General features: G+C 58.6%; 15 protein-coding genes. 11 read left to right on the top strand and 4 right to left on the bottom strand.

What is annotated here, in order from left to right:
- Positions 1-65: 65 nt before the first annotated feature.
- The 4 genes from RTP97_RS03280 to flgA form a co-directional block, all read right to left on the bottom strand.
- Complete coding sequence (locus RTP97_RS03280; protein ID WP_312410869.1) at positions 66-2,576, bottom strand: glycosyltransferase; 2,511 nt, start codon at positions 2,574-2,576, stop codon at positions 66-68.
- Positions 2,577-2,651: 75 nt separating this feature from the next.
- Positions 2,652-3,080 (bottom strand): flagellar protein FlgN, encoded by a 429-nt coding sequence (locus RTP97_RS03275; protein WP_312410865.1) that lies wholly within the window; start codon positions 3,078-3,080, stop codon positions 2,652-2,654.
- Positions 3,080-3,385: a flagellar biosynthesis anti-sigma factor FlgM gene (locus tag RTP97_RS03270; RefSeq protein WP_312410862.1), complete on the bottom strand. Its 306-nt coding sequence runs from the start codon at positions 3,383-3,385 to the stop codon at positions 3,080-3,082. The genes RTP97_RS03275 and RTP97_RS03270 overlap by 1 nt, the downstream gene beginning before the upstream one ends.
- An 82-nt stretch (positions 3,386-3,467) precedes the next feature.
- A complete protein-coding gene (flgA, locus tag RTP97_RS03265; protein WP_312410859.1) occupies positions 3,468-4,220 on the bottom strand; it encodes a flagellar basal body P-ring formation chaperone FlgA in 753 nt (250 codons plus the stop codon).
- An 89-nt stretch (positions 4,221-4,309) separates the two neighbouring features.
- Here flgA and RTP97_RS03260 point away from each other — a divergent pair, with 89 nt between their 5' ends.
- The 11 genes from RTP97_RS03260 to flgL all read left to right on the top strand — a co-directional run bounded on the left by RTP97_RS03260 (position 4,310) and on the right by flgL (position 13,072).
- Positions 4,310-4,657, top strand: a complete 348-nt coding sequence (locus tag RTP97_RS03260) for a flagellar basal body protein (protein ID WP_312410857.1) — start codon at positions 4,310-4,312, stop codon at positions 4,655-4,657.
- A gap of 2 nt (positions 4,658-4,659) precedes the next feature.
- On the top strand, positions 4,660-5,091 hold the full coding sequence (gene flgC / locus RTP97_RS03255) for a flagellar basal body rod protein FlgC (protein ID WP_312410855.1): 432 nt from the start codon (positions 4,660-4,662) through the stop codon (positions 5,089-5,091).
- Complete coding sequence (locus RTP97_RS03250; RefSeq protein WP_312410853.1) at positions 5,088-5,783, top strand: flagellar hook capping FlgD N-terminal domain-containing protein; 696 nt, start codon at positions 5,088-5,090, stop codon at positions 5,781-5,783. The genes flgC and RTP97_RS03250 overlap by 4 nt, the downstream gene beginning before the upstream one ends.
- A 23-nt stretch (positions 5,784-5,806) precedes the next feature.
- Positions 5,807-7,000 (top strand): flagellar hook protein FlgE, encoded by a 1,194-nt coding sequence (gene flgE, locus RTP97_RS03245; protein WP_312410849.1) that lies wholly within the window; start codon positions 5,807-5,809, stop codon positions 6,998-7,000.
- A 17-nt stretch (positions 7,001-7,017) separates the two neighbouring features.
- Entirely contained in the window at positions 7,018-7,755 is a 738-nt protein-coding gene (locus RTP97_RS03240; RefSeq protein WP_312410846.1) for a flagellar basal body rod protein FlgF, read from the top strand.
- 25 nt (positions 7,756-7,780) lie between these two features.
- Positions 7,781-8,566 carry a flagellar basal-body rod protein FlgG gene (gene flgG / locus RTP97_RS03235; RefSeq protein WP_312410843.1) on the top strand — a complete coding sequence of 262 codons (786 nt, stop codon included), beginning with the start codon at positions 7,781-7,783 and terminating at the stop codon, positions 8,564-8,566.
- An 11-nt stretch (positions 8,567-8,577) separates the two neighbouring features.
- Positions 8,578-9,243, top strand: a complete 666-nt coding sequence (gene flgH, locus RTP97_RS03230) for a flagellar basal body L-ring protein FlgH (RefSeq protein ID WP_312410840.1) — start codon at positions 8,578-8,580, stop codon at positions 9,241-9,243.
- Positions 9,244-9,256: 13 nt separating this feature from the next.
- Positions 9,257-10,366, top strand: a complete 1,110-nt coding sequence (locus RTP97_RS03225) for a flagellar basal body P-ring protein FlgI (RefSeq protein WP_312410837.1) — start codon at positions 9,257-9,259, stop codon at positions 10,364-10,366.
- A complete protein-coding gene (locus RTP97_RS03220; protein WP_312410834.1) occupies positions 10,366-10,674 on the top strand; it encodes a rod-binding protein in 309 nt (102 codons plus the stop codon). Before RTP97_RS03225 ends, RTP97_RS03220 begins: the two co-directional genes overlap by 1 nt.
- 73 nt (positions 10,675-10,747) lie before the next feature.
- Positions 10,748-12,121: a flagellar hook-associated protein FlgK gene (gene flgK / locus RTP97_RS03215; protein WP_312410832.1), complete on the top strand. Its 1,374-nt coding sequence runs from the start codon at positions 10,748-10,750 to the stop codon at positions 12,119-12,121.
- Positions 12,122-12,142: 21 nt separating this feature from the next.
- On the top strand, positions 12,143-13,072 hold the full coding sequence (gene flgL, locus RTP97_RS03210) for a flagellar hook-associated protein FlgL (RefSeq protein ID WP_312410830.1): 930 nt from the start codon (positions 12,143-12,145) through the stop codon (positions 13,070-13,072).
- The last annotated feature ends 11 nt before the right edge of the window (positions 13,073-13,083 follow it).

Raw genomic sequence — 13,083 nt, 5'->3', positions numbered from 1 at the left:
CCTGGTAGTGGGCATCTCCTCAGAATCGAAACCATTGCCGGGCAGAGCTTGCTGCCCGACCCGGTTTAGAACAGTTTGCTCTGTAAACCAGACAGCAGCGTGTTCGCCTCGGCGTCTGCCGGCTTGTCCAGCGCGCTCATAATCAGCTCTGCCGCGCGTTTACCGGCAAAGCCATCCTGAAACGCATCGCAGTAGTGATGGCGAACCGCGTTCATCTCCTCCTCTATGCGCTGCCAGTCATAATCCGCCGCCAGACAGTGGCGTAGCTGGGCCATATCGCACACCACGGGAAGCGTGCTGCGTATCTGCTGCTCCGGGCTGGAAGGCGTGCTGAAGGTGCTGTTGTTCTCCAGCAGCGCCGCCATGCCCTCCCACTCAAGGAGGATCGTCCTTTTGCCAGCATGAATAGCATCGAAAATAAACCCGCTGTTATCAGTCAGGACATAATCAGCCTGATGCAGCAGCGGCAGCGACATATCGTGGCGGGTAACGCGCTTTTTAAAGTAACGCTGGACGTCAGCCAGCATGGCGGCCTCTTCTGGACGATGCTGGGTACCGTGATGCAGCTTGATAACCACGTTGTAGTCACGGCTCAGCCGCGACAGCGAGGCGGCCCAGGCGGGAATCGAGCTAAGATCGCCAAAGGTTGGCGCATAGAGCAGGGTCGGTTTTTTAGCATCCAGCTTGAGCGACGCCAGCGCTGAGAGATCTACCTGCTGGCGATGCCATTTATCAAAGCGAGGGTTACCTACCACCGTCGCATTGCCGTTGATATTGAGCGCCTGCTGGCTGTAGTGGCTGTAACAGAGAATGTGGTGATAAAAAGCATTCCACCAGGCATGGTTCCACGACGCTTTTGCCAGCCCGTACATGGCGCGGATCTGCACCCGGGCAAGGCCGTTAAGCGCCGGAGTATAGTAAGGGCTAACTAAACAGCCGTAACGCTGCTTACGGTTTTTCACCTCGCTGAGGCGCGACCCGCTCAACCTGGGATCGTTAATGTCGACCAGCAGCTGGCTCATCTCCTTCAGCAGCGCTTTCGGGACGGCGTCGCTAATCAGCAGATCGCAGCGGTAGCCCGCTTCCAGCAGCCAGTGCAGTATCGGCTGGTAGAGCTGGTAATGAAAGGCCGTCTCCAGATAGAACCCTATCGTATTGGCAAACAGGTTCGCTACCGGCTGCTGTGCCTGCCGCTGCTGCTCTTGCCTGTGGCTAAGGGTCATCTTGCTGAAATAGAAACGGATGTGGTCGGTCTCCTGACGCTCGATATCGCTGAAGCCTGCCCGCTGGTAGCTGATACTGGGGTAGAAGGCGAGCCATTTACCCTGCGTCTGCATTGTGCGCCAGCGCGACTCCAGCAGGCTGGCCGGATCGCTCTGCATCTGCTGGATCAGCGCCGGGTAGCTGGGCGCGTTGACCAGGTAAGCGCACGCTTTCTCACAGTCGACGGCGTGGATCAGCCCCGGCAGGCTCTTCAGCGGCTGGCCGTTGTTGACCCGCGCGCCGAGCAGCACCACCTCCCAGGGGAGATGATCTAGCGAGGCGAGCAGCCGGTTGAAGGCGGTAATGTGCTTCGCCTGGGTGAGCAGCAGGGCGTCATCCTCCAGCACCAGACAGTTGCGCCAGCCTTGCTGCTGCGCCAGGGTCAGAGCCTGAAGGTGGGAGAGCGTGCGGCCCAGCGCGCCGTTCTCATGCTCGCAGCCGCTCATTCGTATAACGTTCTCTTCCGGCACGCCAAGCTGGCGTAGCGTCTCCTGCATCTGTTGCCATCTGTCGGGGCGCCTCTCCAGATTGATAACCAGCACTTTTTCCACATGCTGCCACTGAATAGGCTGCTGGCCGGTGCTGTTATGCAGGCGCTGATACCAGGCGAGCAGCGTGGGATCGCGAACGATATCGGCCAGCGCCGTGGGGGTCGGTTCACAGCTGCCAAGCACGAAATCTTTATCAAAGGTGTTATCGCTGTGGGAGACGCACAGGATAGTGCGCTCGCCGGGCAGCTGCAGCGGCTTCACGCTGAAGTTATGGGTAAACGCCTGCTCCTCGCCGAGCTGGCACTCATCGTCGTAGCGGTGTTTTTTCAGATAGTTACGGTGATAGCAGAAGGTGCCGTTAAGGATATGCCGCTTGCCGAAACGGCGTGTTTTAAACACCCGGTTAATGTGGCTATACCAGACGGGGATCTGGTCAGAGCCGGAGATCAGCGCTCCGTGCCGCTGCATCATCTCAATAGTGTATGAGAGCTTATCGGCAGGGTAGAAGTCGTCGTCATCCATACAGATGATGTACTCGCCCTTGGCCAGCGCATTAAGCATGTTGCGCTTTTTACCGAGCTTTAGCCGCTCAGGGTGGTGAATATAGCGAATGTTATAGCGCTCCGGCTGGTTATGGGTCAGAGCATGAATTATCGGCAGGCTGCTGGTGGGGGAATCATCCAGAACGATCAGCTCTCGCCGCTCAGCCGGATAGTCCTGGTAGCGAAACATATAGATCAGCCAGGGCAAAAAGGCGGCGCGCTGCCAGGTTGGCGTCACTACGCTAACAAAGGGTTTTTCAGGGTTGTAACACTTAATCATGGCTCATGATGATCTCTTGTCTGGTCGCCAGCGGAAAGGCGGCGGAAGCGTGTTTTCCGCCAGGGAGAGGGCAGGTTAGGGGTGATAGATAAAAGGGGGTTCGCGACCCAAAAACGTCTCTATAAACTCTTGCTGCCGGGTCAGTAGCTCGCCGTTTTTCTCGTTGTAGCGCTTGCATGCCGCTATGTTTTCCTCCAGCTGCCGCCACGCCTGGCGGGCCGCCGTTTTTTGTATGGTGGGCAGCCAGCTAAAGACCTGCGCGATGCCGACGCTATCCGCCGTGACGCCTAACGAGAGCAGCGTCTCCCGGCGGACGCGGGCGTTCAGGCTCAGAGCCGGATAGAGTTGATCGATTTGCATGTTGACGGCGAGCAGCGCGTCGCTGGCACGGCGTATCATGCATAAACGCTGCTCCTTCAGCAGGGTATGCAGCTGACGATAGCTGTCGTTATCGGTACGGATCCCGCGCAGCAGCAGCTTAACCTGTTCAAGTTTGACGCTCACTACGCCCCCCTTGTTTTGAAAAATTCCAGCATTGAGGAGGCCAGAGCGTCGGCGTCAATTGAAAACTGCGGCGACGCCAGCAGCGTCTGCATCTGGTTGACCATTTCAACATCGATGGCTGGGGCAGGATCATCCGTCAGGCTACGCTGGGCTGCCTGTAGGCCCTGCTGGGTAATATCGTCGGCACAGGGAGAGGGCGTGGTTGCCACCTCCGCTTTTGCCACCTCCGGCTGCATTGGCAAGCGCGACGACGCATCGCGGGTGGAGAGCTGTCCGGGTGTCATTCCAGGAGTAGTGATAGCCATAGGTTTCTCATCAGAGGACATTTTTAACGATTACGTATGAAAAGCGGCAGCGAAAAGTAAAAAATTAAGCCGCGGTGAAAAATTATTGCGCCCCGACGCTCACCTGCCCTGGGCCTGCGACGATGGCGTCAATCACCCGTTCGCTGCTGCTATTTTGTACCTTGATAGTTTCATGCTGACGGCCATCTTTCAGCGCCACGCCTGCGGTCTGCGCGCGGATCTCACCCGTCTGGGAGATGATGGTTACCGCCTGGCCACGCTTTACTAGCAGCGGCTGCTCAAGCTGCGTGCGCAGTATCGGTTTCCACGGGCGCAGGGTACGTTTCGCTGTTAACCCCGTTGTGGCCTCGCGGCTCAGCAACGGCTCACCGCGTAGGTTGCTGATGTTATACCTCTTCATCACCAGCCCATCGGGGGGCATCACCTCCCCGCGCGCAATCTCACGGGCTGCCATTACCACCGACAGGTAGACGTCGGCCTTGACGGTGACGGCACTCTGCCACGACGTTCCGCTGTCGCATGCCACCCGGTAATTTTGCCGGGCAAGGTTCTTCAGCTGGAGCGGCGCGCCGCTGATGCGCAGCGGCTGGCTGCAGGCGGGGAGAGCGGCAACGTTACCGGGCATAAACACGTTAAGGGTGTAGCGATAGTCATGCCACCCCGAACGCTGCGCTAAAGCAGCAATAGCTTTGCCGGCCTCCTCGATAACCTGGGCGTTAATCTGCTGGCGAGCAGCGGACAGGGCCGGGTGAGCCGTAACAAGCAAGGGGGTGGCAAGCAGGAGGCTGGCCATAAAGCGGAAGTTGGCTTTCCGCTTAGCGAAGAGAGAAAACATAATATTAAACCTTTCAATAACTTAAAAGTTGGCACGATTGTTGCCTATCAGGCACGCACGTCAGTTATGTGAAAGGAGTGCTACGCACAATGGGGATCAGTTTTCAGAAAGCACTGGGTGTACACCCACAGGCGGTGAAGCTACGTCTTGCGAGGACCGAGCTGCTTACCGCCAATCTGGCAAACGTTGATACGCCAAATTTCAAAGCCAAAGATATTGATTTCGCCCGCGAGATGCAACGGGCAACGCAAGGAAGCGGGCTACATAACACACAGGTGCTGTATCGCCTGCCGATGCAGTCAACTCAGGATGGCAACACGGTAGAGCTACATAGCGAACAGACGCGATTTTCACAAAACAGCCTCGACTACCAGAGCAGCCTGACCTTTTTAAATATGTCCATCAACGGCCTGAGAACGGCCATCGAAGGGAAATAACCATGTCATTTTCTGATATCTATCAGATCTCCGGTTCGGCGATGACTGCCCAGACGGTACGGCTCAACACCGTCGCCAGCAATCTGGCCAACGCGGACTCACCCGCCCCGAGCGAGGCGGCAACCTACAAGGCACGCAGCCCGGTTTTTGCCTCGGTCTACCACAACAGCCTGGTGCAGGCGGGGCATCACGACCTCACCGGGGCCAGCGTGCGCGTGCAGGACGTGGTGGACAGCGGTAGCGCCGTGCGCCGCTATGAGCCGCACCATCCGCTGGCCGACCGGGATGGCTATGTCTGGTATCCGGACGTCAACGTGGTCGAGCAGATGGCCGACATGATGTCAGCCTCGCAAAACTTTGCGACCGACGTTGAGGTGCTGAACAACGTGAAGAGCATGCAGCAGAGCCTGCTGAAGCTGGGAGAGAGCGTATGAGTTCCACCGTATCGCTGAATGCATCTTATACCGGATCGGCAACGGACAGCACAGTATCCACAACGACCAGCACGTCGACCTCCATGGCCGACACGTTTCTGACCCTGCTGGTGGCGGAGATCCAGAACCAGGATCCCACTGACCCGACCGATCCCACCGAGTACGTTACCCAGCTCTCCTCTATGGCGCAGGTGGCGATGGCGGAGGAGGTGGCGACGGAAATGAACACCAACGCCATCCTGATGAGCAACCTCCAGGTAATGGCGCTGGGCAAGATGGTGGGCGATCCGATCATGGTTCAGACCACTACCCTTGAGGTTGACGATGGCGCTATTCAGGGCCGCATTGACCTCGATAACGCCTGTGCCCGCGTTGACATCCATATCACTGACGAGGCTGGAAACGATTACGACATTCCGCTGACGGGAAGTTCGTTTGGACCGGGGGCGGTGAGCTTTAGCATCGATCCCGCGGACTACGGCATTCCTCCTGGGGACTACTCCGTGTCGGTGGTCACCGATACCGGCGAAGAGGAGGTGCCGGTCGAGGTAGCAGGCGTTGTGACCGACGTGCGTATTCCGCTAGATGGCGGCACACCGCTGCTCAACGTCAGCGGCGTAGGGGAGGTGCCCTTCACCATGATCAGCCAGTTTGGCGTGCCGGATGATGCGCCTGCTCAGGATGTCGTTTGACTATTTTAAAGGAACAGTAAGTTATGAGTTACAGCATTGCAGCCAGTGGCCTGAACGCGGTCAATGAACAGTTGGATGGCATCAGTAATAACATCGCTAACGCCGGGACGGTGGGCTACAAGTCCATGACGACCGAGTTCTCCGCCATGTATGCGGGTACCCAGGCGATGGGGGTGAGCGTGGACGGAACGGCCCAAAGCATCTCGCGCGGTGGCTCCATGGTTTCAACCGGGAACGCGCTGGATATGGCGATTAACGACGATGGCTTCTTCGTGCTTCACGATAGCGCGGGTAACGTCACCTATACGCGGGCCGGGTCATTCAACACGGATAAGGACGGCTACATCGTCAATGCCTCCGGTGACTATCTGCAGGGTTATCCGGTGGATGAAAATGGGGCGCTGCAAACCGGTACGGTGACGGATCTGCAGATTAAGACCGGATCGCTGCCGGCCCAGGCGACAAGCTCCCTGACCTTTAGCGCTAACTTCAACGCCGCTGATGCGACTATTGATACCGTCGCGGTGCCGTTCGATCCCACTAACGCGGCATCGTATAACAGCACCTACACCACCACGGTGTATGACTCGCTGGGTAATGAACATGCGGTCAGCCAATACTTCACTAAAACGGCGGATAACAGCTGGGAGGTGCACTACACCTTCGATGGCGCAGCGCAGCCTGACACTACGGCACTGACCTTCGACGAGCAGGGCCAGCTGGTGAACCCTGGCGCGGCGGTGCCGATGACCTTTAGCGTACCCGGTGCGGCCCCCATCGAGATGACCTTCGACTACGCCGCCTGTACCCAGTACGGCTCTGACTTTTCCGTCAGCACCAACGTTGCCGACGGCTACGCCTCCGCCCAGCAAAACGGCGTTCAGGTGGACGGCGACGGCAAGGTGTATGCGACCTACAGCAACGGCGAGCGGATGCTGCAGGGGCAGGTGGTGCTGGCTACCTTCCCGGACGAGAACGGCCTGCTGGCCGTCAGCGGCACCGCGTGGGTGGAGACCGGCGAATCCGGCACGCCGCTGATGGGCGCGCCCGGCAGCGGTACCTTCGGCGCGCTCTCCACGGGGATGCTGGAAAGCTCCAACGTCGACATTACCAGCGAGCTGGTGGATCTGATGACCGCGCAGCGTAACTACCAGGCCAACACCAAGGTGATCTTGGCCAGTAGCGAGCTGGACCAGGCGCTGTTCCAGGCGATGTAACGGAGAGAGGCACAACAGTGGATCGTTTACTTTTTACTGCTCTCAGCGGGGCCAGCCATACCCTGATGGCGCAGCAGATCGCAGCCAATAACCTGGCGAACGTCAACACCAGCGGTTTTCGTGGCGACATGGCGTTGTCGCAGGGGGAGCCGATTCAGGGGGAGGGATTTGCCACTCGCTTTATGGCCCAGCAGCGCGCCAGCGGCGTTGATGCCAGCACGGCCGCCGCAGAGAAGACCGGCCGGCCGCTGGACGTGGCGATCCAGGGAGAGGGCTATATCGCCGTACAGGCTAGCGACGGCCGTGAAGTCTACACCCGCAACGGCAATATGGTGCAGAACGACGCGGGTCAGCTGACCATTAACGGCTATCCGGTGCTGGGGGATAACGGTCCCATCGTGCTGCCGCCCAACGCCATTGCCTCTTTTGGTCGTGACGGCACGCTGTCGATTACGCCGGACGATGGCGACGTTACCGCCACCATGGATATCGATCGCCTGAAGCTGGTGACCATTCCACCAGAGAATCTGGCTAAAAATGCCCAGGGGATGATCGTCACGGCAGACGGCAGCAACGCGCAGCCGGACGAGAACGTTAACGTCAGCGGCGGCTATCTGGAGGGCAGCAACGTTACGGCGGTCTCTGAGATGCTGGCCTCTATTTCGCTTAATCGTCAGTTTGAAGCCCAAATCAAAATGATGAAGGCGGCCCAGGATCTCAGCGAGGCGGGTAACCGTCTGCTCCGTGGCGCCTGATCGTCGTTATTAAGGATAATCTTTCATGAACGCAGCACTATGGATCAGTAAGACCGGCCTCTCGGCAGAAGATGCCGAGATGAGCGCTATCGCCAACAACATCGCCAACGTCAATACCAACGGCTTCAAGCGTGACCGGGTGATGTTTCAGGATCTCTTCTACCAGAACCAGCGCGCTCCTGGCGCGATGCTGGATCAGAACAACATTGCGCCCACCGGTATTCAGTACGGCAGCGGCGTGCGCATCGTGGGAACGCAGAAAACCTTTACCGAAGGCAATATCGAGACCACCGACAACCCGCTCAACGTTGCCATCATGGGGCAGGGTTTTTTCCAGGTACAGAAGACCAACGGCGACATCGCCTATAGCCGCGACGGCAATCTGCAGGTTAACGCCGACGGCGTGTTGACCAACGCCCAGGGGCTGCCGCTGCAGCCGGAGATTGACGTTCCCGCCAACGCCACCAATATCACCATCGGTGAAGACGGCACGGTGATGGCCACGATGCCGGGCGACAGCGATCCCACCGAGCTTGGGCAGATCACCCTGGTTAACTTTACTAACCCGGCGGGTCTGCTGGCGGAGGGGGATAACCTCTATCTCGAAACGGCGGCCAGCGGCCAGCCCACGGAGGGGACGCCGGGTGAGGATGCGTTAGGCACGCTGAAAGGCGGCGCGCTCGAAGGCTCCAACGTCGACATCGTCAACGAGATGGTGGCGATGATCACCGTCCAGCGCGCCTATGAGATGAACGCCAAGATGGTCTCTGCCGCCGACGAGATGCTGCAGTACATCAACCAGAATTTGTAATGAGAACACCCGTGAAACGATATCTGTGGTTAATGGCGCTGGTGCCCTGGCTGGCGGGGTGTGAATCCCCGGCGCTGCTGGTCAAAAAGGACGATCAGGCCTATGCGCCGCCAAAAATGGAGGCCCAGCCGACTCCGGAGGGGCGGGCCGGGGGCGTGTTTGAGACCGGCTACAGCTGGTCATTAACTGCCGATCGGCGTGCTTACCGGGTGGGGGACATTCTGACGGTGATCCTCGAAGAGTCGACCCAGTCCAGCAAGCAGGCCAAAACCAACTTCGGCAAGGAGAGCAGTCTCGACGTTGGCGTGCCTACGCTGTTTGGCAAAACCAAAGACAAGCTGGCCAGCTCTGCCGAAGCCTCGCGGGACTTCGACGGTAACGCCAGCTCCCAGCAGCAGAACAGCCTGCATGGGTCAATCACCGTCTCCGTTCATCAGGTGCTGCCCAACGGCGTGATGGAGATCCGCGGCGAGAAGTGGCTGACCCTGAATCAGGGCGATGAGTACCTGCGTCTTAGCGGGCTGGTACGTGCCGACGATATCGGCAACGACAACACGGTCTCCTCCCAGCGCATCGGTAACGCCCGTATTTCCTATGCCGGGCGCGGCGCGCTCAGCGATGCCAACGCGGCAGGCTGGCTGACCCGGCTCTTTAACCATCCGCTGTTTCCGCTTTAACTCTGGAGTTGTTATGCGCTTTTTTTCAGGATGCGCCCTTATCGTCACGCTTTTGCTGCTGATCTGCTCGCAGCCAGGGCGGGCACAACCGCTGTCATCGCTGGTGGATATTCAGGGTGTCCGCGGTAACCAGCTGATCGGCTATAGCCTGGTGGTCGGTCTCGACGGCACCGGCGATAAAAATCAGGTCAAATTTACTAACCAGACCATCACCAATATGCTGCGCCAGTTTGGCGTACAGCTGCCGAGTAAGATCGATCCCAAGGTGAAAAACGTCGCCGCCGTGGCGGTCAGCGCCACCTTGCCGCCGATGTACGCCCGCGGACAGACCATTGACGTCACGGTCTCCTCTATTGGCGATGCGAAGAGCCTGCGCGGGGGCACGCTGCTGCTGACCCAGCTGCACGGCGCGGATGGGGAGATCTACGCCCTGGCACAGGGCAGCGTGGTGGTTGGCGGCATGAGCGCCAGTGGGGCCAGCGGCTCCAGCGTGACGGTCAATACGCCTACCGCCGGGCTGATCCCCAACGGTGCCTCGGTTGAACGCGCGATCCCCAGCGATTTTGACATGGGCAACACGGTGATGCTCAACCTGAAGCGCCCCGGCTTCAAGGATGCCAACAGCATCGCCAACGCCATCAACGGCACCTTCGGCGGCGGACTGGCGACGGCAAAGAGCGCTACCAGCGTAGAGGTAACAGCCCCGACCAGCCCCGGCGCGCGGGTGGCCTTTATGTCGCAGCTGCAGGATGTGCAGATCACACCAGAGCGCGTGCGCGCCCGAGTCGTCTTCAACGCCCGTACCGGTACGGTGGTGATGGGCGAGGGTGTAAAGGTGCACGCTGCGGCGGTATCCCACGGCAGCCTGACGGTCTCGATTACCGAGAGCAGCAGCGTCAGCCAGCCTAATGCGCTGGCTGGTGGCCGCACGGCGGTGACGCCGCAAAGCAACATCAATGTGAACACGCCTCACGCGCAGATGGTCATGCTGCCGGACTCTACCAGCCTGAAGACGCTGGTGGACGTACTGAACAGCCTTGGCGCCTCGCCGGACGACGTGATGTCGATCCTCCAGGCGCTACACGAGGCCGGCGCGCTGGATGCTGACCTGGAGGTGATCTAATGGATGCCCTTAATGCCTTAACCCATCTTCAGCCGAGCGCCGATGAGATCGCGGATGCGGCTGGCGTGCGTGAGAATCACCTTCGCCAGGCCGCCCAGCAATTTGAGGCCATCTTTATGCGGCAGATGCTCAAGGAGATGCGTAAGGTGAATGCGCTATTTGACTCTAAAGATAACCCCCTTAGCAGCGATGCCGGGCGCATGATGCAGGGTTTATATGACGATGCGCTCTGTGACCGCCTGGTGAAACAGCAGAGCATGGGCATTGCGGAGCTGATCGTTAAACAGCTTTCGGCGCATCATGATTAGCGGCAACGGTTTAAGAAAGCGGCCTGCCGTGCCGCTTTATGGATCTATGCAACCCGGCAAAGAGAATTGAAATATGGATATGATCAACATTGGCTACAGCGGCGCATCGGCAGCTCAGGTGCAGCTTAACGTTACCGCACAGAATACGGCCAATGCCATGACGCCTGGCTATACGCGGCAGGTCGCACAGACCAGCACGATGGGAGCAAGCCCAGGGGCGCTGAACAGCGCGGGCAACGGCGTGCAGGTTGATAGCATCTGCCGGGTATCGAATCAGTACCTGGTTAATCAGGTATGGTTTGCCGCCAGCGACTATGGCTACTACACCACCCAGCAGCAGTATTTGACGCAGCTGGAGACCGTACTGAGCGATGATAACAGCAGCCTCAGCGCCGGGTTTGATAACTTTTTTGCGGCGCTGAACGCGGCCTCTACCACGCCGGACGATCCTGCCCTGCGTGAGCAGGTATTGAGCGAAGCGAACGCGCTGGCGCTGCGCTTTAATAACACCAGTAGCTATATAGCCTCCCAGGGCAGCGAGATGGTCAGCCAGGAGCAGGCGACCATTTCGCAGATCAATACCCTGACCGCCGGCATTGCGGGCTATAACCAGCAGATCGCTGAGGCCGAAGCGAACGGTGACAACGCCTCGGCGCTGTACGACGCCCGTGACCAGATGGTAGAGCAGCTCAGCGGCATGCTGGATATCCAGGTCAATATCGACGACAGGGGTAACTACAACATTACGCTACAAAATGGCCAGCCGCTGGTAAGCGGGCAGGAGAGCGCCACCATTCAGCTGGAGAGCGGTGACGACGGAAGTCAGAGCCTGACGCTGACCTTTGCTGGAACAACCTACGGCATGACGATGGAGACCGGCGGATCGCTGGGAGCACTCTTTGACTATCAGCACGACGTGCTGGATCCGCTCACTGAAACCATTAACAGCATTGCGCAGCAGTTTACCGTCGCGGTTAACGACCAGCTGGCGGCAGGATACGATCTCAACGGCAATCCGGGCGCACCGCTCTTTATCTACGACGCGGATAGCCCGGACGGTCCGTTAAGGGTTAACCCTGATATCACCGCTGATGAGCTGGCTTTCTCCAGCGATCCCGATGCTTCTGGCAACGGCGATAATTTACAGGCGTTGATTAACATTTCCAGCCAGCCGCTGACGATTGCTAACCTCGGTACGGTTACCGTTGGCAGCGCCTGTACCAGCATCATCAGCAACATTGGCATCTACAGCCGTCAGAACCAGACGGAGGCCGAGGCAGCAAGCAATGTCTACAGCGAAGCGCAGAACCAGCGGAGCAGCGTGAGCGGCGTCAGCATGGACGAAGAGGCGGTTAATCTCATCACCTATACCCAGGTCTACCAGGCCAATCTAAAAGTCATCTCAACCGGCGCGGAGATTTTCGACTCCGTGCTGGCGATGTTTTAATCCAGCGGGGACTCATCTTCTATGCGCGTAAGCACCCAACAATCTTATATCTCGATGACTAATGGCTTTACCGAGCTTTCCGGCAAGCTGGAGCACGTGATTACCCAGATGGCTACCGGCCAGCGGGTGATCCTGCCCTCGGACGATCCTATCGCCGCCACCCGTATCAATCAGCTTAACAGCCAGCAGTCTGCTATCGAGCAGTATCAGAGCAATATCAATGCGGTCTCGGCCACCCTGAGCCAGCAGGAGAGCATTCTTGACGGCATCAATAACAGCATGCTGGCCATTCGCGACGACCTGCTTCAGGCAGCGAACGGCACGACCACCCCGGAGACGCTGGCAAGCCTCGGTCAGGAGATAGCCTCACTGACGCAGTCGATGATGGCCTCTTTAAACTATCAGGATGGGCAGGGCCACTATATCTTTGGCGGCACCAAAAACGATACGCCCCCCGTTAGCTACGACGACACCGACGGCGACGGCGAGCCGGACGAGTACGTTTATCAGGGTAATGGCGAACACCGTAAGGCGACCGTCGCCAGCGGCGTTGAGATGGAGACTAACGTGACGGTAAGCGACATGTTTGGCGCAGATCTGAACGTGTTTAACACCCTGGGCGATCTGGCGACAGAGCTACAGGATCCTAATGTCGATCCGGCAGACCCGCAGGTGCAGAGCGATATCACCCGCGCCATTGACACGCTCGACGCAGCGTCGGAATCGCTTAACAGCGCCATTGCCAGCCTTGGCGAACGGCAGAATACCCTGACGATGTTAAGCGATGCGCAGACCAGCGTGGCCGACACCAACAGCGTGCTAATCGGCCAGCTTGGCGATCTGGACTACGGCCCGGCCACGGTGACCTTTACCGGCCTGCAGCTGGCGATGGAGGCGACGATGAAAACCTACGCTAAAGTCAGCGATCTCTCGCTGTTTAACGCCATTTAATAGACATCAGT

This window comes from Pseudescherichia sp. (genome assembly GCF_031998825.1).
Taxonomy (GTDB): domain Bacteria; phylum Pseudomonadota; class Gammaproteobacteria; order Enterobacterales; family Enterobacteriaceae; genus Pseudescherichia.
This window is presented reverse-complemented; position numbering and strand designations above follow the sequence as displayed.